Annotated in this window: 13 protein-coding genes; 3 read left to right on the top strand and 10 right to left on the bottom strand. The window is 41.5% G+C overall.

Features of this window, described 5'->3' with window-relative positions; all coding sequences use genetic code 11:
• Nucleotides 1-35: 35 nt before the first annotated feature.
• Entirely contained in the window at nt 36-1,622 is a 1,587-nt protein-coding gene (locus tag BV375_RS07550) for a DEAD/DEAH box helicase family protein (protein ID WP_086758905.1), read from the bottom strand.
• A gap of 674 nt (nt 1,623-2,296) precedes the next feature.
• Between BV375_RS07550 and BV375_RS07545 the strand changes: the two genes are divergently transcribed.
• The 3 genes from BV375_RS07545 (at nt 2,297) to BV375_RS07535 (ending at nt 8,728) form a co-directional block, all read left to right on the top strand.
• On the top strand, nt 2,297-5,698 hold the full coding sequence (locus tag BV375_RS07545) for a PAS domain S-box protein (protein WP_166507403.1): 3,402 nt from the start codon (nt 2,297-2,299) through the stop codon (nt 5,696-5,698).
• Between the two features lie 127 nt (nt 5,699-5,825).
• Complete coding sequence (locus BV375_RS07540) at nt 5,826-7,670, top strand: tetratricopeptide repeat protein (protein WP_086758899.1); 1,845 nt, start codon at nt 5,826-5,828, stop codon at nt 7,668-7,670.
• Nucleotides 7,671-7,777: 107 nt separating this feature from the next.
• The gene (locus BV375_RS07535; protein ID WP_086758896.1) at nt 7,778-8,728 is read left to right on the top strand and encodes an NAD-dependent epimerase/dehydratase family protein; all 951 of its coding nucleotides are present in this window, start codon (nt 7,778-7,780) and stop codon (nt 8,726-8,728) included.
• A 117-nt stretch (nt 8,729-8,845) separates the two neighbouring features.
• On the opposite strand, the gene BV375_RS07530 is transcribed toward BV375_RS07535, so the two are convergent.
• From BV375_RS07530 to BV375_RS07490, 9 genes are all read right to left on the bottom strand, one after another.
• Nucleotides 8,846-11,038: a polysaccharide biosynthesis tyrosine autokinase gene (locus tag BV375_RS07530; RefSeq protein WP_086758893.1), complete on the bottom strand. Its 2,193-nt coding sequence runs from the start codon at nt 11,036-11,038 to the stop codon at nt 8,846-8,848.
• Nucleotides 11,039-11,121: 83 nt separating this feature from the next.
• Nucleotides 11,122-12,276 carry a DegT/DnrJ/EryC1/StrS family aminotransferase gene (locus BV375_RS07525; RefSeq protein WP_086758957.1) on the bottom strand — a complete coding sequence of 385 codons (1,155 nt, stop codon included), beginning with the start codon at nt 12,274-12,276 and terminating at the stop codon, nt 11,122-11,124.
• A gap of 9 nt (nt 12,277-12,285) precedes the next feature.
• Nucleotides 12,286-13,824, bottom strand: coding sequence for a Rieske 2Fe-2S domain-containing protein (locus tag BV375_RS07520; RefSeq protein ID WP_086758890.1), 1,539 nt, complete (start codon nt 13,822-13,824; stop codon nt 12,286-12,288).
• Between the two features lie 55 nt (nt 13,825-13,879).
• A complete protein-coding gene (locus tag BV375_RS07515; protein WP_166507402.1) occupies nt 13,880-14,893 on the bottom strand; it encodes an ATP-grasp domain-containing protein in 1,014 nt (337 codons plus the stop codon).
• A gap of 11 nt (nt 14,894-14,904) precedes the next feature.
• A complete protein-coding gene (locus tag BV375_RS07510; protein ID WP_086758885.1) occupies nt 14,905-16,146 on the bottom strand; it encodes a hypothetical protein in 1,242 nt (413 codons plus the stop codon).
• A gap of 265 nt (nt 16,147-16,411) precedes the next feature.
• On the bottom strand, nt 16,412-17,095 hold the full coding sequence (locus BV375_RS07505; RefSeq protein ID WP_086758883.1) for a sugar transferase: 684 nt from the start codon (nt 17,093-17,095) through the stop codon (nt 16,412-16,414).
• A 62-nt stretch (nt 17,096-17,157) separates the two neighbouring features.
• The gene (locus tag BV375_RS07500) at nt 17,158-18,333 is read right to left on the bottom strand and encodes a glycosyltransferase (protein ID WP_243713874.1); all 1,176 of its coding nucleotides are present in this window, start codon (nt 18,331-18,333) and stop codon (nt 17,158-17,160) included.
• Nucleotides 18,309-19,508 carry a glycosyltransferase family 4 protein gene (locus tag BV375_RS07495; protein WP_086758880.1) on the bottom strand — a complete coding sequence of 400 codons (1,200 nt, stop codon included), beginning with the start codon at nt 19,506-19,508 and terminating at the stop codon, nt 18,309-18,311. The genes BV375_RS07500 and BV375_RS07495 overlap by 25 nt, the downstream gene beginning before the upstream one ends.
• A 173-nt stretch (nt 19,509-19,681) precedes the next feature.
• A complete protein-coding gene (locus BV375_RS07490) occupies nt 19,682-20,986 on the bottom strand; it encodes a hypothetical protein (protein ID WP_208099077.1) in 1,305 nt (434 codons plus the stop codon).
• Between the last annotated feature and the right edge of the window lie 82 nt (nt 20,987-21,068).

The raw sequence follows: 21,068 nt of genomic DNA, 5'->3' as shown, positions 1-21,068 counted from the left end.
AGAGGCACAGAGAGGAAATAAGTTTGAATTATTAACTATGTTAAATCTGAGGAGTCTTCATTGCGCTTGGTTGAATAATTGATCTCTAACTGTTCCGCAGCCTTGGCACTTTTTTCTTTTCCAGTTCCATACACAACTTGTAAATGTCCTTTCTTTTCCTTCTTTTCTTCGTGTCCTTTGCGCTTTGGCGGTACCCTACCCTCCGGGAACGACTTCGTCGAACGGGAAGCCGCTTGCGCGTCTACGTTACTCTTCTCCATCCCCCGACGCCGCGCCGAAGTTCTCTCCTCACTGGTATCTTCAGCCACTACTTCGTATAATATCGCCTGCTTATTGGCAATATTTCCCTTGCGCAACACCCTCCCCAAACGTTGAATATATTCTCTAGTCGAACCAGTACCAGATAAAATAATCGCAATCGAAGCCGCTGGGACATCAACCCCTTCATTCAACACATGAGAAGCAATCAAGGTATTATATTCACCCTCGCGAAATTTAGTTAATATTTCATGCCTTTCTTTCACAGGTGTTTGATGAGTAATTGCGGGAATTAATAACTCTTGGGAAATCCGGTAGACGGTAGCATTATCAGCAGTAAAAATTATGATTCTTTCAGGGAAATGTTTCGCCAATAAATTAGCTAAAATTCGCAATTTACCATCAGTACCCAAGGCAATTTCCTTGGCTTCACGATGTGCTAACATCGCTCTACGACCATTTTGCGATCGCGCACTCATTTGCACAAACATTTGCCAACCTTGAATACTTCCTAAGGAAATCCGCGATTCTCGTAAAAAATCGTTGCGGAGTTGAATTAACTCGTTGTATTTTTCCCGTTCGTGTTGGGATAATTTCACCTTAATTTGGACAATTTCATGTTCTGCTAAGGCCTTCCCAGCTAAATCTTCAGCGCGTTTGCGATATACTTCTCTACCAATGAGGATATTTAAATCAGCGTGTTTACCATCGGTACGTTCTGGGGTAGCGGAGAGTCCAAGACGATAGGGTGCGATCGCATATTCTGCAATCACGCGATTAAAATCCGTCGGTAAATGGTGGCATTCATCAAAAATCAACAACCCGTATTGATTTCCCAAGGTTTCGGCATGAATGGCTGCACTATCGTAAGTTGCAATCAGGATAGGTGTTTTATCTCTAGAACCACCCCCCAATAAACCCACCTCCGCATCAGGAAACGCCGCTACTAAATGTGCATACCACTGATGCATCAAATCCAAAGTTGGCACGACAATCAGCGTTGTGCGCGGTGTGGCTTGCATCGCCATTTGTGCCAAGTAAGTCTTTCCCGCAGCCGTTGGAAGCACCACTACCCCTTGTCTTCCCGCTAGTTTCCACGCCGCCAACGCCTCACTCTGGTGGGGATAGGGTTCCATTTCCAGAGTAGCTACTAAATCTAAAGGATAAAATTCCTTCGCCTCATCAATAAAGTTAGCCTCTTCTGCTTGCAGTGCTTCGACTAAAGAACGATATTGAATTGCCGGCATACGGAATTTCTCCACCCTATCATCCCAGATGGCATAGTCCATCCAGGCTTTACCGCGTGGCGGGGGATGCAGTATCAGTGTACCGCGATCAAAAGTTAATGTAGGGGTGCGAGCCATGTAGAGCTTTCTCCCGGCGTTTTCACATTTAATTACTAATAGCGCAAAATGTACGCATATAGTCTTTTGATTATGAATCAATAGCTGAGAAAATTTAGCCATGAGCCATAGTCAAAAATATGTTTATGACAATTTATACCTATTGATTTCCAATTACATAACCAGAGTTATTCTTAGATGATTAGTAAATTCCTTGGCGGAAGCATGGATTTTAAGAAGTGTTAATTAGTTCATATCTATAATTAGTAATTACTAAAAAATAATCGCTTAAACTTGTGTGTACTATTATTGCATCATAATAAATTAGGCTAAATTCAGTGACGGCGATCGCTATCTTATCTAAATTGTAAAAATTATTTTTTTATTGGCAAATAAAAGCAGTAAAACAGCGCTTTTGGTAGCTTTCTCCAGTCCAAGTAACTCCCTTGCTGAAAGAATTACCGCAATGTATAAAGCCAATCTAGAGAAGATAAAGGAAATTTCATAAATTCTGCGAATATACAATAATATTAATTAAAGATGGGTACTAGTTTTTACTACCTAAGATAGATTTGCCAAAACTTATTATTTACTTAGCTATTTATTCAAGGCAAAATAGGTATTAAGTAATCGCTTTGTTTAGCTAATTGTGGCAAAATTCCCTTCAGTTAGCTGCATCATCAGGAGACGCCACCTTGAAAGGAATCATCCTCCGACTTGTGCCTTATGTTGTAGCAGTATTGGCAGTTGGTACTGCATTACTACTGACAATATTGTTACAGCCACTGCTCAGTCAAACCATTTTTTTACTATTTTTTGCTGCTGTGGCGGTGAGTGCTTGGTATGGCGGTATGAAACCAGGGTTATTGGCTACTGCTTTGGCTACTATCGCTGTCACATATTTTTTTATCCCTTCTGTATCTTCGCCTTTTATTTACCCTAGAGATAGCATCTTGCGCTTATGCTTGTTTGTGCTAGTAACAACGCTCATCAGCTGGCTGAACTCGCAGTTACATAATGCCAAACATTGTCTAGAGAAAAGTATGCAGAAGCTACAAGCAAGCGAGGCCAGATTTAGACGGTTGGCCGAGTCTAACATTATTGGAGTAATTGTAGCCGACATGAATGGGGCGATTATTGAGGCTAACGATGCATTCTTAACAATGATAGGTTACACGCGGGAAGAACTTTTATCTGACCAAGTACGATGGCGCGATCTGACACCGCCAGAATATCAAGAAATTAGCGATCGCGCCATTGTAAAACTAAGAAATCAAGGTGTAAGCCAGCCTTTTGAGAAGGAATATATCCGCAAAGATGGCAGCCGGATTTCTATCCTTATAGGTTCTGCCTTATTAGCAAGCGAGATAGAAGAAGTAATCAGTTTTGTTCTTGACTTAAGCACTATCAAACAAACAGAACATGCTTTGCGTGAAAGCCAAAGTAGATTTTTTGCCTTGGCTGATGCCACTATTGAAGGTGTTGTAATTCACGACAATGGAAAAATTCTAGATGCTAATCCAGCTTTCGCCAAAATGTTTGGCTATGAAATTGATGAATTAATTGGTATATTGATCACAGATTTGTTAATACCAGAATCACAAAAACTTTTATCGGAAAATATAAATTCTTGTTATGACGAGCCTTATGAGATAACTGGATTAAAAAGAGATAAAACTGCTATAAGTTTAGAAGTATTCGGCAAAAACTCTGTTTATAAAGGTCGCAATGTCAGAATTGCTGTATGGCGTAATATTACAGAACGGAAGCAAGCAGAAGCAGCAATTAGAAAGAGTGAAAAACGATTTCGTAGGCTAGTAGAATCTAATATTTTTGGTGTTGCTTTTGCTAGTTTCGACGGTAGTATCCACTATGCCAATGAATATTTTCTAAACATGGCTGGCTACACTTTTGCAGATATAGTTGCAGGTGAGATGCGTTGGAATGTCATGACACCAACAGAATACCTATCTTTAAATGCACATGCCGCAGAAGAACTCAGAAAAAATGGTGTTGCGACTCCCTTTGAAAAAGAATACATCCGCAAAGATGGTAGTCGCGTTCCGATTTTGTTTGGTGCTGCATTATTGCAGGATTATGAAGGTGAGCCAGAAGAAATTATCGCATTTTGTTTAGACTTAACTGCACGCAAAAAAGTAGAAGCAGCACTGCACCAAAGAGAAGAGCAGTTACGCTTAATTACAAATGCTGTACCTGTATTTATTTCCTATGTGGATGCTCAACAACTTTACCGCTTTAACAATAAAAAATACGAAGAATGGTATGGGATCAAAGCCTCTGAAGTTTATGGCAAGCACATCAAAGAGATTGCCGGTGAATCAGTTTATGAAGTAGTTCGTCCTTATGTAGAACGAGTATTATCAGGAGAAACAGTAACTTATGAAAGCCAAATTTATTCTCTAGATGGCATCGCTCATGACGTTAACATCTCTTATGTTCCCCAGTTTAATCAACACAGAGAAGTAGAAGGATTTGTTGCCCTAATCAATGATATTACAGAGACTAAGCAAGCTCAAAAAGCTCTTCAACAGAGTGAGGAACGCTTTAGAAAACTTACAGAAAAAGTCCGTGTGATTCCTTGGGCGGTGGATGCTAATACAGGGAATTTTACTTATGTGGGACCGCAAACTATGGAGATTCTCGGTTATCCATCAACAGACTGGTACGCCGAAAATTTTTGGGAAGAACACATGTACCCAGAGGATCGGGAGTGGGCAGTTAAGTATTGTATAGAGTCTTCGCTGACATTAGATAATTATGAATTTGAATACAGAATGTTGACAGCAGATGGCAGAGTAGTGTGGATATATGACATTGTGAATGTTTTGCGGAGTGAGGGTAAGCCGCAGCTACTACATGGATTCATGCTTGATATTACCGAGCGCAAACTCTCAGAGCAAGAACGCGAACGACTACTAGCCGAAGCCGAAGCTGCCAACCGCATGAAAGATGAGTTTTTAGGCACCCTTTCCCACGAACTGCGTACCCCTCTCAGCGCTATACTGGGCTGGACACAGTTACTCAAAAACCGCAAGTTTGATGAAACTACCACAGCCCGTGCCTTAGAGACAATTAACCGCAATACCAAGGCTCTAGCACAACTGATTGAAGATGTCTTGGATGTCGCTCGGATTATTCAAGGCAAACTCTCCTTGAACCTCCAGCAAGTAGAACTTATACCAGTTGTAGAAGCAGCAATTGAAACTGTACATCCAGCTGCCGATGCTAAAGAAATTCACATTGAATGCAGATTTGATCCGACAGTAGGGGTGGTGGTAGGCGATGTCAATCGTTTGCAACAAATTGTTTGGAATTTACTCTCTAATGCTGTCAAGTTCACACCCAAAGGCGGCAGAGTAGATGTGCAACTAGAACGCATACATTCTCACATTCAACTTCGGGTGAGCGATACAGGGGGAGGAATTGCTGCTGACTTCTTGCCCTATGTATTTGAGCGCTTTCGTCAAGCCGACAGCTCTAGCACGCGATCGCATGGCGGATTGGGTTTAGGACTGGCGATCGTGCGTCATTTGGTAGAATTGCACGGTGGTACAGTCTCTGCTGAAAGCCCAGGAATTGGCCAAGGGGCAACCTTTATTGTGAATTTGCCGATGAGAGCTGTTTATGTAGAGAATACAACATCAGTGTTGGATGCTTCCTCCGTTGACAGCGAAATTTCCCTAAATAACCCATCACTTGATGGCGTGCGTGTGTTAGTCGTTGATGATGAGCAAGACGCTCGGCAATTAATCACTACAGTTTTGTCACAGTATGGTGCTCAAGTTATGACAGTTGCATCTGCTGCTGACGCCCTAATTGCCGTGCAGCAATTCCACCCTGATGTACTGGTAAGTGATATTGGTATGCCAGAAGCAGATGGCTACATACTCATTCGTCAACTTAGATCTCTTCCTTCAGAGCAAGGAGGAAGAATTCCCGCAGTAGCACTCACAGCTTATGCAAGAGCTGAAGACCGTACAAGATCTCTGTTAGCAGGCTTTCAACTTCATGTCTCCAAACCTGTGAATCCCGCTGAATTAGCCACAGTAGTTGCCAATCTCGCCGGACGTAATTGAATTGAGAAGTTGTCAAAAGTCAAGAGCTATTAATTAGTTATTTCCCCTTCCGCTTCCCCTCATCTTTTCACTCTTCTACCAAGACTAGAATTAGAATAAAGATGACGTACATTCACCAGTAGCTAAAGTGTCAGACTCTGTGCCATTGCGCGATCGCTACCTTGCTTTAATCGACGAAATTGTGGACACCACCCTCAAGGGCAAAATTAGCTCTGTAGAGCAGGTGTACCAAATATTACTAAAAGGGGTGAATCCCGGCACAGGAGAAGTGTTTGAGCTAGTTTTGAGCGATCGCCTTAGTGAGATCCAAAATCAAGTAGATAGTGAAAAGGATGAACTCAAGAAAGCCAAGGCTACCCGGAGTTTAAGAGCAATTAAGACAATTCAGACTCAATGGCAAAGGTGGCAAGAACACAACAAAGCTACAGAAGTGATCGTCTCTGGTGTGAAAGAAATTACCACAGCCTCAGATGATGAACGTCTGGCAACATTTCTTCGTTTTACCGATCCTAATCAAAAGTATCCGCTAAATTCGCAACAGCTACAGCAGTTAGCAAAATCTTTACAGCAATTTGCTCAGGCTGATTCTGATTTACAGCAGATATCGATAGGAATTAACCGGGGTTTGGCTTCATGGCAGCGATTGCAAGACTATTTAGTTAGCTGGATGTACGAGCAAAATCAAGCACTGGGATTTGGGGGTGTACCTGGAGAAAGTGGCCCTTGGGCAACTTGGGCAAAGCAGGTGAATAGCCAAGTACCCCAAGCATTACTGCGTACCTTGGCAATGGAGCAATCTGCAATTGAATTTGCCGCACAGCAGCGCAGTATTACCTTGAGTGATTGGGTAGAACTGACATTGATTCTGCAATATTTACAAAGGGGATTAGTCAACTGGTTTGACCAACAAACCTATAATGTGCAAGCAGGTTCAAAGTTATCTATCTCAACCTACTTAACCTTTGCAGTGCTGTGGAGTCAGTTGGCTAGTGGTTTTCAAAGCATTGCCGCAGTCTACAGTAATGGTGCTTCTCAAATCATGCTCCAGATTCTGCGTAACTTTGCCCTACGTCCATATTTTCCGCTTTATGGGGGCATTTTCGCCTCTTTTGCTGGTAACTATTTACGTGATACCTTAGATTATCTAGACGAACCGTTGCAGCGAGTCGAGGGAACTCAAGAAAAAGCAAGAATTTTGACCATTTTAGGCTATTCCCAGCGTGCTTTAGGGCAATATCAACGCTCCATCAATTTCCATCAACAAGCATTAGAGACAGCTAGGAATGCAGGCGATCGCCCTTGTGAAATTGCCAATCTTAACCACCTCAGCCGTACTTACGTCCAGGAGCAAGATTATGTCGAGGCGATTAACAATAGTCAACGAGCATTGATACTCAGCCGACAAGTAGGCGATCGCACAGGCGAAGCAAATGCGCTGATCAATTTAGGCTATAGCGAAGTGATGCACGCCCAAGAACTAGAACAATTAGAACCAGAAACTTATGAAATGGCAATTAATTATCTGCAACAAGGCTTAAAGTTATCAGAACAATTAGGCGATATTCAAAGTAAAGCTTTATGTTTTAGTAGCTTAGGAATTGCTTATTTAGTTATTGGGCAGCCGCAAGATGCAATTAAATATCTCGAAGACGGTTTTAAAATATCACAGGTTTCCGGTGATTTATATCTTCAAGGTCGCAATTTAGCTTACTTGGCTGAAGCTTATTATCATCTCCAAAATTCTGAAAAAGCAATTTACACTGGCAGCTTAGGTATGTATTTGTTGGAGCAAATTGCTTCTCGTGAATGGCGGCAACCAGCAGGGCTACTGACAATTTTACAAGGACAAATAGGAACAGAAGCTTTCCAAACTTTCTTGCAACAACATCGTTCTAAAATCATTGCAATTATTGGTGTAGATGGATATGACCACATTCCGCAGTTATTAGCAGCATACAAGGGAGAAATGTAACGTCAAGGATTCTTCAAAAGATTGAATCTAAAATATTTGCGAAGTCATAACTTTTACTGACTCTAAGTATTACCCTGTGAATATACAGATCAGCAAGAATAGGGAATATGGCTAAAATCATCGTTACAGGAGCAGCAGGATTTATTGGTTCTCATCTTGCAGAAGCATTGCTGCAACAAGGTGAAGAAGTAATTGGCATCGATGAATTTAACGATTACTATGACCCTGCATTCAAGCAAAAGAATGTTGCCAACTTACAAGTTTTTCCTAACTTTACACTAATTGAAGGAGATATTCAGTTTTTGGATTGGCAAACACTATTCGAGAATGTAGAAGTAATTTATCATCAAGCAGCGCAAGCAGGCGTAAGAGCAAGTTGGGGAAAAGGTTTCCGAGCTTACACTGAACGCAATATTAATGCAACGCAAGTTTTATTAGAAGCAGCTAAAGATGCAAAAAACCTCAAAAGGCTGGTGTTTGCCTCTACATCTAGCGTATATGGTGATGCAGAAACCTTACCCACCCACGAGGGGATTGCGCCTCGTCCTGTCTCTCCTTATGGCATCACTAAGCTAGCAGCTGAGCGTTTATGTGGGCTGTATCACAAAAACTTTGGCGTACCTTTTGTATCTCTGCGGTATTTTACAGTTTACGGGCCGAGACAACGCCCTGATATGGCATTTCATAAGTTTTTCAAAGCTGTTTTACAAGATGAAGCGATTCCCGTTTATGGGGATGGTCAACAAACGCGAGATTTTACCTTTGTGAGTGATGCTGTAGCCGCCAATTTATCTGCGGCCACTATCCCCGAAGCTATTGGGGAAATATTCAATATCGGTGGTGGTAGCAGAGTCGTTTTAGCAGAAGTTCTAGATACGATGGCAGAGATAGTTGGCAAACCAATCAAAAGAAACCACATAGAAAAAGCGATGGGAGATGCGCGTCACACCGCTGCTGATGTATCTAAGGCACGAGAAATTCTCAAATATCAGCCAGAAGTATCCCTTAGAGAAGGTTTAACCAAAGAATGGCAATGGATTAAGCCGTTGTATAGCTAATTCAAATATATAAACAGTCTACAGCCATCCAACTTGCAAATGTGCTGTAGACTGTCATCGATAATATAATTCTGAATTGCGATCGCTACTGGCTCAACGTCAATTTTCCGAATTCCTTCATTTGCGAGTTGTGGCAACAGAATATTCTTGAAAATCACTCTCTTTGGTGAAATAGTAGTAACTATGACTTTCATTTTGGGGAATAACTGCGTTAACAACTTGTCCAAGAACATTCTGACCAGATTTTTCTAAAATATCACAAGCAATAGCGGCGTGAACAGAATCAACTACCCCAGGACGAACTACAAACAAAACACCATCAGCCATTTGGCCCAATGTAGCTGCATCAGCTGCAACGTTTAATGAGGGAGCATCAATAATTACAAAATCGTAGTTGACAGCAAAACTCTGCATTAAAGAAGCCATACGTTTTGAATCAAGGAGAGATGCTGGAGAGGGAGGCACTACTCCAGCAGTCAAAACATCCAAATTATCCATACTATCCATAACTTTGTTGATAGCTGTTTTAATTTCAGCTTGTCCAACAATTACATTACTTAGACCTTGAGTATTAGTTAAATCCCAAATTTTATGCTGAACTGGACGATGTAAATCTGCATCTACGAGTAAGACTTTACGCTCCATCTGCGCCATTGCTAAAGCTAAATTAGCAGCTACTGTTGACTTACCTTCTCCTGGGACAGAACTGGTGATCACAATAACTTTTAACTCTTTATCAGCGCTCATAAACTTCAAGTTTGCTCGCAGCATCCGGTAAGCTTCACTAATTGGCGAGCGAGGGGTGTCTCTAACAATCAGTCTAGAGCTATATAATTCTAGCTCTTCATTACCACGAGTATATTTTTTGGACTTGCCAAAGGAAGGAATTACTCCTAATAAAGTTAATCCCAGTAAGTCCTTTGCCTCATCAACAGTCTTGATTGATTTATCTCTTACTTCCAAAATATACATAGTTGCCACAGCTGCTAAGATAGCCAGTAAGCCTGCACTCAGGTACGAAACCATAGGCGAAGAAATCGGTTGATCGGGAACTTGGGCTTCTGATATCAAACTAGCGTTACCTACATTCTGATTTTCTGCTATTTGGCTCTCTTGCAGTTTTTGTAGCATCAGTAAATAAGTAGATTGAGATGCTTGTACTTTGCGTTCTAGTTGGCGCTGTTGTTGCTCCAGTCTGGGCAAAGTATTAAGTCGTTGTTTGTAAGCTGCTTGTAAGTTAGACAAGGCTGCAACTTGACCAATTAAACCCAGACGGGTTGACTCTAATCTAATAAGTTCTGTGGTCAGTTGTTGTTGTAGCGCTCCAATTTGCAAATTGCCATTAACTTGTGGTTGAGTTGTGCCTACAACTTGTTTGATTCGTTGTTGTAGTATCCTTTTTAAGGAGTCTAACCTAGTTTCTAAGTTAATAATTTCAGGATGGCTATTTTGCAGAATAGTACGCCTAGCTGCAAGTTGAGACTCTACTTGTTGGATTTCTTTGAGGATATCTTGCACTCCAGAAGATTGGCTTAGAGAAGTCGTAGCTACTGCTTGTTGAGAATTCATGCGCAACTGCTTGCGGATATCTTCAGCCTGGGCATTGACATTGGCAATTTGAGATTGAGATTCACCAAGTTGCTTTTGTAAGTCTGTAATAACTTCTACCGCCTTAGTTGCTTCTTCTTGCAGGGAAACGACTCTGTTCTTGTCTTTAAACTTTGCTAGCTCAGCTTCTGCTTTTCTGACAATTAATTCAGCGTTTGGCAATTCTTTTTGCAGAAATTGGCGGGCAGCCGCTGCTTCTTTTCTTCGAGAAGATACGTTATGCTCTAAATAAGCATTCATCACAGTATTAACAACCTTTGCAGATTTTTCAGGGTACCTATCCCTGTAGGAAACTTGTAGAATATCAGTTCCCTTAATCTCTTTTACAGTAAGCTGTTCCAGGAATTCTTTAGATTTTAATACCATCCCTTTATCATTTTTCAAGACAAGTCTGGTTATAGTTTCTTGTACAAGGGGAACAGAACGTATAATTTCTGCCTCTGTGTTTAATGGATTGGTTTTTTGATCCTGTGCTACTGCTTCTAACTTACCTATCTCTGCTCCTACTCCTGTTAGAGAGGATATGGTGTTTGTTCTTTGAAAGAGTAGCTTTCCTTCTGCCTCATAAGAAGGTTTTTTTAAAGATGAAGCTAATAGAGAAAGCAGAAAAACAGGAATAAAGACTCCTAAACTTCGTATCCATCGGCGCTTCAGGATTTGCCAATACTTATCAAATGTTAAATAAGCTGTATGTGATTCCATAAATAAAATTTTTTATTTTTTTATTCTATAATAGATATATTGAATTCAATGATAGAATCCTGTTAAGGCTTAGAAGATAAAATCTAATTTGTTAGATGCATGGTTCGATTGCTATAGTGCACTGCGAATATCGCATCAATTACTCGCTTTAAATCTTCATCTGTCAGATTAGAGCCAGAGGGCAAGCAAAGACCTTGTGTAAATAATTCTTCCGCTACAGATCTGTCAATACATTCACAATTAGCAAATACAGGCTGTAGATGCAAAGGCTTCCAGACAGGACGGGCTTCAATTTGTTGTTTGGCAAGTTCTAACCGTACTTGTTCTCGATCTACACCAAAGGCTTTTGGATCAATCGTTAGACAAGTTAACCAGCGAGTAGCGCGTCCAAAATCTGCTTCTGGCATGAATTTTATTCCTGGCAGATTACCCAAAGCTTGCCGATAAATTTCAAAGTTGCGTCTTCTAGCAGCTACGCGATCACTCAAAACACACAACTGACCTCGACCAATACCAGCCAAAACGTTGCTCAAACGGTAGTTATAGCCAATTTCTGAGTGTTGGTAATGGGGAGCCGGATCGCGTGCTTGGGTTGCCAAAAACCTCGCTTTTGCTACCAGTTCTGATTCGTCGGAAACCAACATTCCACCGCCAGAAGTGGTGATGATTTTATTGCCGTTAAAAGAATAAATGCCAATGCGTCCAAAAGTTCCAGGGGAACGTCCTTTGTAGGTAGCGCCTAATGCTTCGGCTGCATCTTCAATTAAAGGAACCTCATAGCGATCGCAAGCTTCTAAAATTGGCTCGATATCTGCGCTTTGACCGTATAGATGCACCAGCACCACAGCTTTGGGTAATTTTCCAATGCGATCGCGTGCTGCTAGCGCTGCTGCTAACAAATCGGGATTCATGTTCCAAGAAGTGCGATCGCTATCAATAAATACTGGTTTTGCCCCTAAATAAGTAATTGGGTTGGCGCTAGCAGCAAAAGTTAGGGTAGAACAAAAGACCTCATCCCCATATCTAACGCCAACTAATTGCAAAGCCAAATGTAAAGCCGCTGTACCAGAACTGACAGCCGCAGCATGACTAGCCCCAGTTACTTGACAAAATTCTTGCTCGAAAGCGTCTACATGGGGACCAACAGGGGCAATCCAGTTAGTCTCAAAGGCTTCTTTAACGAATTCTAATTCGCGATCACCCATGTGAGGAGTTGAGAGGAGAATAGGTTTATTCATCTGCATGACCTAAATCGTGCGCTTGCTGTCAAGTGGCTTGCATTTTCCATTGAGACATTTTCCAGTATTTAAATCAAACTCGTAGTGATGACCTAGACAGCGGAGAACCCCTCCGGGTAACACCTCTCCTACCTCCTGCAAGTCAAAACCTGCATGGGGACAGTGGCGCTGTACTAAGTAATTATCCCCTTCGCAGTGAATTGTCATCCGCTCTTGGGAATCCATTGCGTTTTCGTAATCCTCCACAGCTTGCAAGGACTGGGGACAAGCAAATTTCAGGAGTCCTAAAAGATGGTCGTTGTAAATATCTGGATTTCGCCAAGCCTGAAATCGTAAAGACAGAAAGAAGTCTTCCCAAAGCAAGGAACCATCCAACAGCGAAGGCAGCCATCTTGACGCAAAACGGTATCCATAGCTACATTCGCCCATCTCGTCATACACTCCTTCCTTACCCGATCGAAAATCGACTGCCCATTTTCCCCCACCCGGGCCTGTGATCTCAAAGCCAATTCGCATTCCGATTTTGCTGTTGAAGTAAGGACTCATTGCTAATAAGTGCTGAAAATAGTCCCGAAATGGTAAGTAAAGAGACTCAGTAGGTTGAGGATAACGAGCTTTCAATGCCGCAATGTTCACCTTTCTACGCTCAGCATAGTCTTTTAGGTAAGAAGCACTCTCACTAAAGGAAAAATCACTCCAGATGGGATCAGTTTGTTTTTGATTGGTAGTGATATCAAAAGCATCACCTGGCAACAAACTCATGGTATTGTAAATTTTCCTCTTTCTTAGCCAATTTACTACTTGCTGTTGATCTGGAAAAATTCCCTCTTCCATCTCAGCATTTACCCAAGTCAGTTCTGGATCTAGGAAACAAGGAGGCCCTGCACAAGGAATAATATTTACTGGTTCAACAGATGCGATCACTCGTTCCAAATAGTTAAACTTAGCTAGACGCTTACGCTGAGAAAGTTCGGTTTTACGTGCTTCGGGGTAGTCATAGCATATAGGATACCAAGAAGCTCCTGCGCCTTGCAGTGCTAATACATCAATTACTCCACCCACTTTGGTACGGATGCTGCGAAGTTGAGTTACTGATAAGCGAGCATCGTTGAGATCAAGTAGTGTCTGTCCATCACCAACAACTATCACAGCCGAGTCATGGTTCATCGGTGACTCTTCTGACACAAAGAATACATTAATTCCCTCAACTACTTGTATTGGTTGCCACTGTGGCATTTCTATAATGTTCTTTAATCCAGCTGCGGCAATTTTCTGCTTCAATACCGACGAGGGATAACGAGGGATAATCGTCGGTGTCTGTGGTGGTATTTGGGCGAGGAACCAAGGGTCAACATGGTCTAAATGCTCGTGAGAAAGAGCGATCGCAGTTGCATTCAGTAATGAGGGTGTCATCAAGTGAGAGTTATCTGGATACTGGAACCATGAACCGAGAAAAGCTCCTTCTTGAGATAGCCAGGGATCGATAAGTATAGTGGCACTTTTGGTTTCTACATTTAAACCTGCATGACCGAGGGAAGTAACTTTCATAATGAAGTTTTTGGATTAAAAAATCATTTTTTACATACGAAATAGAGATGCCCTTCTAGTGGCTCATTTTGACTAGCCGATCGCATTTAGAACTTTTGATATCTTTGTCAACCTTGAGCCAACTTATATCTGGTTTCTCTCCATTAATCCAAGCTATTAAAGCTGCTGGAAGATTGGCTCCTGCTATATGGGAGAACGGATATCCGCCACCAAAGCGCGGATTCATTTCTAGTGCACAGTAACCTTTGGAGCTAACAATAACGTCGCAGTCAAGGTTACCAATATGCCCTAATTCCCGACCGATTTTCTCACCTAGCTTTTTGAATTGGTCATCTTCCACTGTAATTGCCCGATCTGTTTCTCCGGCTCTCATTCCTAGTTTACGCTTGGCAAAAGTAATGATGTAACGACCATCTAAGTCATTGATGATATCAAGACCATATTCTTGTCCGGAAAGCCGCTCCTGAATGATGATAGATTTTTCAGGCTCAGATAAACTCACATCTCCTAAGAATATCTTGGCTAGAAGTTTCTTCACAAACCGATAAGCTAACTCTAATTCTTCATCATCGTCAGGGTATTCAATCCCAATAGACGCACTTCCCCAACGAGGTTTCACGACTAAAGGAAAAGAGACATCACCGCATTTTAAAGCATGACGAGCTTCTGCCAGCGAAAGATATGTTTTTGGTGTAGAGATGCCGATTTTTTGTAAAAATTCAAAGGTCGCCCACTTGTCAAAACAAATATTGACCACTTCTGGCGAGCAAACTAAAGGAAAAGTTCCTATTTCTAGAAACCGATCGCGTTGTTTTGCTAAGTATGGCAATTCTAAATCAGTGAGCGGTATCAACAAACGAACCTGCTTTTGTTGACAAATATCAAGCAGCTTATCAAAGTAGTCATGATGATGTACAGATGGCAACAAAAAACTTTCATCTGCTTCCTGAAGTGCCGGAGCTTCTAAACTAGCATCACCAACCAATACGAGTCCACGATTTTTTAAGGCTTCTTGGAAGTATTTAATAAGGTAGTTCCGTCTTCCCGCACAAGTCAACATAATATTCATATTTTTGCCTTTCATATGACATAAGTAGAAAACACATCTTGAGATGTTTCTCTCCTTCTAATCAGATCATATTCATTCAAGATAGAATCATAGCTAATAATAGGAGGATTTGGGCGAATGAAGGGAGGTTTGAATACTACAGTATAAGCACCTATATTTTCGAAAACTACATAATCTCCAATACCTATGTTACCAGGATAATCTTTATATAAACAATCATGTTCCATACAAGTATATCCAACTATATCAACTGGACCATTTAAGTTTTTACTTTCAGAGGTTTCCTCGTTTCTATAAACTAGTAATGACAATTTTTTTTCCGTTAAAGTTGGCTTAACATTATGAATGCTACCAACAACCAGAGCCAGTTGACGTGAGCCTACTGTTTTAAGCCCAACGACTTTACTAACAAACTTTAGTACATCTGCAACAACGGCTACACCAGGCTCAATGATTAGCTCCGGACCAGAATCATCAGGAAATCTACTTCTCATTAGAGGTGCAATCGCTTCTGCATATTCACGATAGTTAGGTATATAACAATCAAATTGCTGCTTTAAAGCATAGTTCATTCTGCCGAAAAAACCACCTCCTACATCAATAAATTTTGGCTGTTTATCTTTGAAATAATAATCGCTGAATTCTATAATTTTCTGAGTGCGTAAGGTATAGGATTCTATACTTCTTGTTGATGTAGAAATGTGACAATGCAATCCCTGAACAGAACAATTATTTAATTCTCTGAATACCTTAAAAACATGATCTATTGCCCCTCCTTCCACATCAAATCCAAATCGGGAGATACGACCTACACCCACATCAAAATTACATCTCAGTCCTACTGCAATTTTCTGATTTGGCAATTTTTGGGCTAATGCCTTAACTATTTCAACTTCTTCTAAACAGTCTAAGTTAACTATAGAGCCTGCCAAGATCGCTCTTTCAATATCTTCTTTAGGTTTTAAAGGACCGTTAAAGATAATTCTCGATGGAGAAACACCAATAGCGATCGCTAAGTCATACTCCATTTGAGAAACAACTTCTGCATAGCCTCCCATAAACTTAACAATCTGACATATTTTGGGAATATAATTTGTTTTATAAGAATAGCCGAGGTTAGTACGAGGATAAATTGAACGAAATTCTTGCAGAAAGTCTTGATAGTTATTTTCAAACTTTTTGCTATCGAGGATAAAGAAAGAATCCCCATATTTTTTTTCCAAATCGAGTATTGTTTGCCAAGAAAGTTCCATTTTTAATGATTTAATTATTAACGAACTAGGTCTTTATAATCAATAGTTACTAAGTGGTGACGCCTTGAGATTGCACAATGACTCTCAAAAGTTGTCCAGAATTATTTGTAACCCTTGATCTCCCAAATAGTGAGGCCAAGTGTCAACTCATGGCGTCAGTGTGTTTGTTCACTGAAGGTACTCTACCAAGAAAGAGCAGATTCCCATTCAAACAATGTTTGTGTATTGCCTAAGATTGGGAAGTATCTCCAAAAGTGAAAATATTTCAATTGTCATAACTAAAGCTCTCTTCTAAACGCGATTGCATCTGTTTTCGACGATATTCATCAAAGTCCTCTATTTGTGTAGCTACATCAACATCACTAGCGATGAGCACTTTCCAAAAGCTTTTAAATAAGATGTATAGGTCCAAAGAGAGGGATTGATTTTCTACGTACTCAATATCTAATTGAAAACGCTCATCCCATGACAGCCTATTCCGTCCATTAATTTGAGCTAATCCAGTAAGCCCAGGAAGAATTAAATGACGTTTATGCTCACGCTCCGAATAATAAGGTAGGTATTCGATAAGTAGCGGTCGAGGACCAACAAAAGACATATCTCCTTTGAGAACACTCCATAATTGAGGTAGTTCATCTAGGCTGGTCTTCCGCAGAAACCTACCAATACCTGTAATACGTTGATTATCAGGTAGTAAATTGCCATTAGAATCGCACTCATTTGTCATCGTGCGGAATTTGTAGCATGTAAAAATATGCCCCTTTTTTCCTGGACGCTTTTGAGCAAAAACAACTGGTTTACCCATGCTAATGTAAATTGCGATCGCCACAATTATTATTACGGGAGCAACAATGAATAGGGCAATCACTGCTACAGCTTTATCTAATACAGGCTTGATGAATCTGCTATAGATTGTGAAACGAGCACCCTGAGAATCTTTAACATTCATGAATACATTCTTCCTTCTAATCAATAGGTTTTAAGCACTGTAAGACCTGCATGACGTATAAATCAACACAGCATAGACTCTGCATATAAAGCCTCATATTGTTTTAGAATGTGCGGCACTTCATAGTCAGCGATACGCTCTCGTCCCTGCTGACTCATGACTCTAGCTTCTTCGGGATGATCAAGTATCCATGCCATCGCCGATGCCAGCCCCTCTACATCTCCTACCTTGACGAGTAGACCACAGCCTTTTTCTAGTAGGTCCCTAGTTCCACGGATATCTGTGCCGATCACTGGAGTCTCCATACATAAAGACTCCATTACACAATTGGGAAGCCCCTCGAGTTCTGAAGCAAGCACTGTAGCGATCGCTGCACGTATTAAAGTTGGTATATCCCGGCGCAGTCCCAAAAAGCGAACTTGATTTTGCACCCCTAGTTCAGATGCTAAATGTTGCATCTGGTTCATTAGGTGTCCATCTCCGGCAAAAGCCAAACAGGCTTCTGGTCGAGCTAGGCGAGCAAATGCCTTTAAAATATCTTGAGGATGCTTGCGGGGAATCAACTCAGCTACTGATAGAAAAAGTGGTGTTTGCGGTAGTAAACCTATCTCTTGGCGCACCTTTATTACGTCAGCTTCGAGAACAGTATTACAATTAAAGCGATCAATATTCAGACCTGTTCCAGGTATGCGACGGACTCTTTCACTAGGAACTAGGCGATGCCGCTTTGCTGCTTCTTCATCTTCGCGATTAACCACTACCAGATAGTCAGTCCAGCGTCCAGCAATCTTTTCTAGTGTTAAGAAAGTAGCATTTCTATGTGTTGCCCCACCTTGATAAAAATACAAGCCTTGGGCAGTATAAATCATCTTCAATTTGCCCTGCTTTCGCAAATCATTCAGTGCCCAACGAGTGACAAAGGCAGCTATTGGCGTACTCACATTTACCAAATCATAGTTATTTTTTTTAAATACTGCTTGGATTTGTTGTGGAGCGACTAACAAGTTTTTGGGATCTAAGGGGTTTCGTGACAGATCTATATCCCAGACTTGATCAAATAATTCCAAGCACTCTATATCGGTAGAAATTCCAGCCGCCATACCATCCACAAGCCAGCCATTAGCTTGCAAGTGGCGTGTAATATAGGTAAAAAAGCTACTAAGTGTACTTGGGATTGTAGTCACTATTAATAGTCTGTTCATTTCCTCGGTTCCTAAAATTTCTGCTTTTTGAGCCATGATTCTGTTTGCTCTCGTATATAACGATAGAACTCAATTCGGCGCTCGCGGAGAACCTCATCCCTGTAATCTTTGGCTTTTTCCAAGTTACGGGCTGACATGCGAGTCATGCGTTCTGGATCAGTCACTATCTCACGAATCTTGTCTGCCAACGCAACCACATCACCAGGTGGCACCATTTCTTCAGGAAGTAGGAGTTCAGGTATGCCACCTACACTAGAGCCAATGCATGGCAGTCCTCGAGCCATTGCCTCAATCATTGCTCTGGGTAAGCCTTCCTGATATGAAGGTAAGATAAACAAGTCAGCTCTATCTAACTGTATGCGTACAGCATCACCAGCAGGTAACTGACCAAGAAAATTTATCCGTTCTCCTAACTCTAAATTTTCAACCAGCGTCTCCAATTCTACTCGATGCTTGCCGTCTCCTATCAGTATTAACTGAAGGTCTAAGCCTTCAGCTATACAAGCAGCAACTGCCTTGATCAGTATATCTGGGGCCTTATAGAGTTGAGCTAGTGTGCCTACAGTAACAAGAGTAAACTTTCGCATTCTCTGCTGAGGTGAACGGGCACAAGATACGAAAGCTTGATTAGACAACTCAACACTTGAATAGTGAGTCGAAAAAGCTTCCTTTGCTGGTGGATATCGATGCTGAAGGGCATATTTAGTGACATAAGCGACTGCAAAAGCCTCAGCACATTGACGCCGCAGGCTGTGGGGAAACAACCAACGAAAGAATGGGCGCAAGGGATGCCTAATGGAGCCAGGCGCGAAGATATCATAGGGATCTGCAACTACTTCTACTGCATAGGGATGATCTTGGGCACGAAGCTTAGGCAGCATACATGAGGCAATTTGAGAACTCACCCGCAAAATTACCGCATCTGTCGAACCGACGGACTGTTGGGCAACACGCTTTACCCAGAATGATCGCAGCAAATATTGCACAGGACCAATGTAGTAGGGAATGGCAGCAAAGGAAACTCCTTCGCCGTCAGCACGTTTCCAGTCTGGTGAAACAGAAGGAACTTCACGTACACGTGCCACCACGCGCACATGATCGAAAACCTCTAGATAGCGCTTCCAAAATGAATATGAGAACTGTGCTTTTGTCCATACCACTAGGTCTGGTGTGCGGTCAAAGCGATACTCAAGTGCAACAACAACATTCATCAATCAATAGTCTCCAAACTTAGTAGTTAGCCTTTCAATTTTTAGTTTGCAATAGCAGTGTTAAGTTCTACATTCCAAGTACCTTCACTGCAAAACCTTACGATTATATAGAAGGCATAATTTTGATTACTTGTTGCTTGCTTATATGGGTGACGCACTCTCATCACCCGCACTTACTCACATTTGGGATTGATGAGTCTACACTTCTTCAGCGCGTTTTCAGTATCAGGATCGATATTGAATCCTAAAATTTCTCCTTTTTGAGTCTTTGCCTTGGCACGCCGGATAGCATCCTCTGCACCTTTAGGGATACGGTTTTGCCACCAATCCATATCCTCACTGTAGATCCAGACATATTGATCTGCTGTGCGAAGTGAGTGATAAGTGTTGTGCTCTAACAACCGTAGTCGGTTATCTGGCGACAGGAAATGTGGCATTCTCATACCATACCAGCCGTCGTTAACGTTGTTAGCAGGTTTTTGAAAAAGGTTAAGTACGAGGTCTACATAGACTGCTTGACCCAGTTTCACTTGGTTATCATATTTCTTGTAGTTCGTCGACTCAACGAATGCCCGTGCATCTTTGCGGATAAAGTTGTGTATGTCTTCAAACCAAGCAGCGCGATAGAAGTAGTATGCACCTTCGTTACCATCAATCATGACAGAACCTGGCTGCGCCGCATCAAGCATCCCGTTGATGAAAGCTGGCCATAGCCCATAATCGTGGTTGACAAGTTGCAGCTGCAACTTAGATCGGTCAGTCGTCTCTACCAATAAAGACTTCATCCAACTCAATAAGCCCAGCGTTAACACTTCCTTACTAGGTTGGGTTTCTTGCAGTACTTTCATAAACTGAGCACCGCGCTTTCGCACTTGCTGTTGATACTCTTTAAATGTTTTGTTGTAGTGCTGGGGTTGTGTCTTATAGTTCCACGGACTGTTACCGTGTGTTTCGTACGTCTCTCCATACGATTCTGGATCTAAGGCAATGCCTCTAAAGCGACCAGATATGACAGTCTTGGCAAAATTGCGAATATTCTTTTCAGCGGCAGCCCAATCATTATCGTTAAAGCAGTCCCATCTATCCTCCATAGTAGACCACATCAGCACGAAGTTATTAGTGAGCTTAGATGAGGTCGTGGCGGCAAGGTCTTTTCGATCTTGTGTAAACGCTTGGTCAGGGTAGGATGTTTTCCTAAAGACTTCTTTACCTGCGTTGAGTTTGACTATCACGCCATCAAAAGGACGCTGCTCCATCTGCTTGATATGCTGCCGGAAAAAGTTTGGGTTCGGGACATCCCATCCATACTCAAGCAATTTCTTGGTGGTTGTTTGGGGTTGTGCTAAACCTGTTAATAGGTACATCATTAGTGAAATTATCAGGAGTATGCAAACTAAAATAACTGACTGTTCATTAGATTTAGAAAAGGTCATTTTATTCCTTCTTCTGACCTCTATGTTTTCGTTAGCTATCTTCATTAGCTTATACCTGTTACGAATGAGACTGTGGAAAATGCTACGTTGTTTCTTTAGTTGGTAAATAACTGTAAAAAGTCAGGCT

The sequence above is a fragment of the Nostoc sp. 106C genome, assembly GCF_002154725.1.
Lineage (GTDB): Bacteria > Cyanobacteriota > Cyanobacteriia > Cyanobacteriales > Nostocaceae > Aulosira.
The sequence above is the reverse complement of the archived record's forward strand: the minus strand, read 5'-3'. Positions and strand labels throughout refer to the sequence as shown.

Coding starts and splice junctions, on each gene's coding strand:
- BV375_RS07515 (WP_166507402.1), bottom strand. CDS start 14,893: ATGAATATTATGTTGACTTGTGCGGGAAGACGGAACTACCTTATTAAA.
- BV375_RS07535 (WP_086758896.1), top strand. CDS start 7,778: ATGGCTAAAATCATCGTTACAGGAGCAGCAGGATTTATTGGTTCTCAT.
- BV375_RS07490 (WP_208099077.1), bottom strand. CDS start 20,986: ATGAAGATAGCTAACGAAAACATAGAGGTCAGAAGAAGGAATAAAATG.
- BV375_RS07505 (WP_086758883.1), bottom strand. CDS start 17,095: ATGAATGTTAAAGATTCTCAGGGTGCTCGTTTCACAATCTATAGCAGA.
- BV375_RS07550 (WP_086758905.1), bottom strand. CDS start 1,622: ATGGCTCGCACCCCTACATTAACTTTTGATCGCGGTACACTGATACTG.
- BV375_RS07530 (WP_086758893.1), bottom strand. CDS start 11,038: ATGGAATCACATACAGCTTATTTAACATTTGATAAGTATTGGCAAATC.
- BV375_RS07500 (WP_243713874.1), bottom strand. CDS start 18,333: ATGGCTCAAAAAGCAGAAATTTTAGGAACCGAGGAAATGAACAGACTA.
- BV375_RS07510 (WP_086758885.1), bottom strand. CDS start 16,146: ATGGAACTTTCTTGGCAAACAATACTCGATTTGGAAAAAAAATATGGG.
- BV375_RS07525 (WP_086758957.1), bottom strand. CDS start 12,276: ATGAATAAACCTATTCTCCTCTCAACTCCTCACATGGGTGATCGCGAA.
- BV375_RS07495 (WP_086758880.1), bottom strand. CDS start 19,508: ATGAATGTTGTTGTTGCACTTGAGTATCGCTTTGACCGCACACCAGAC.
- BV375_RS07520 (WP_086758890.1), bottom strand. CDS start 13,824: ATGAAAGTTACTTCCCTCGGTCATGCAGGTTTAAATGTAGAAACCAAA.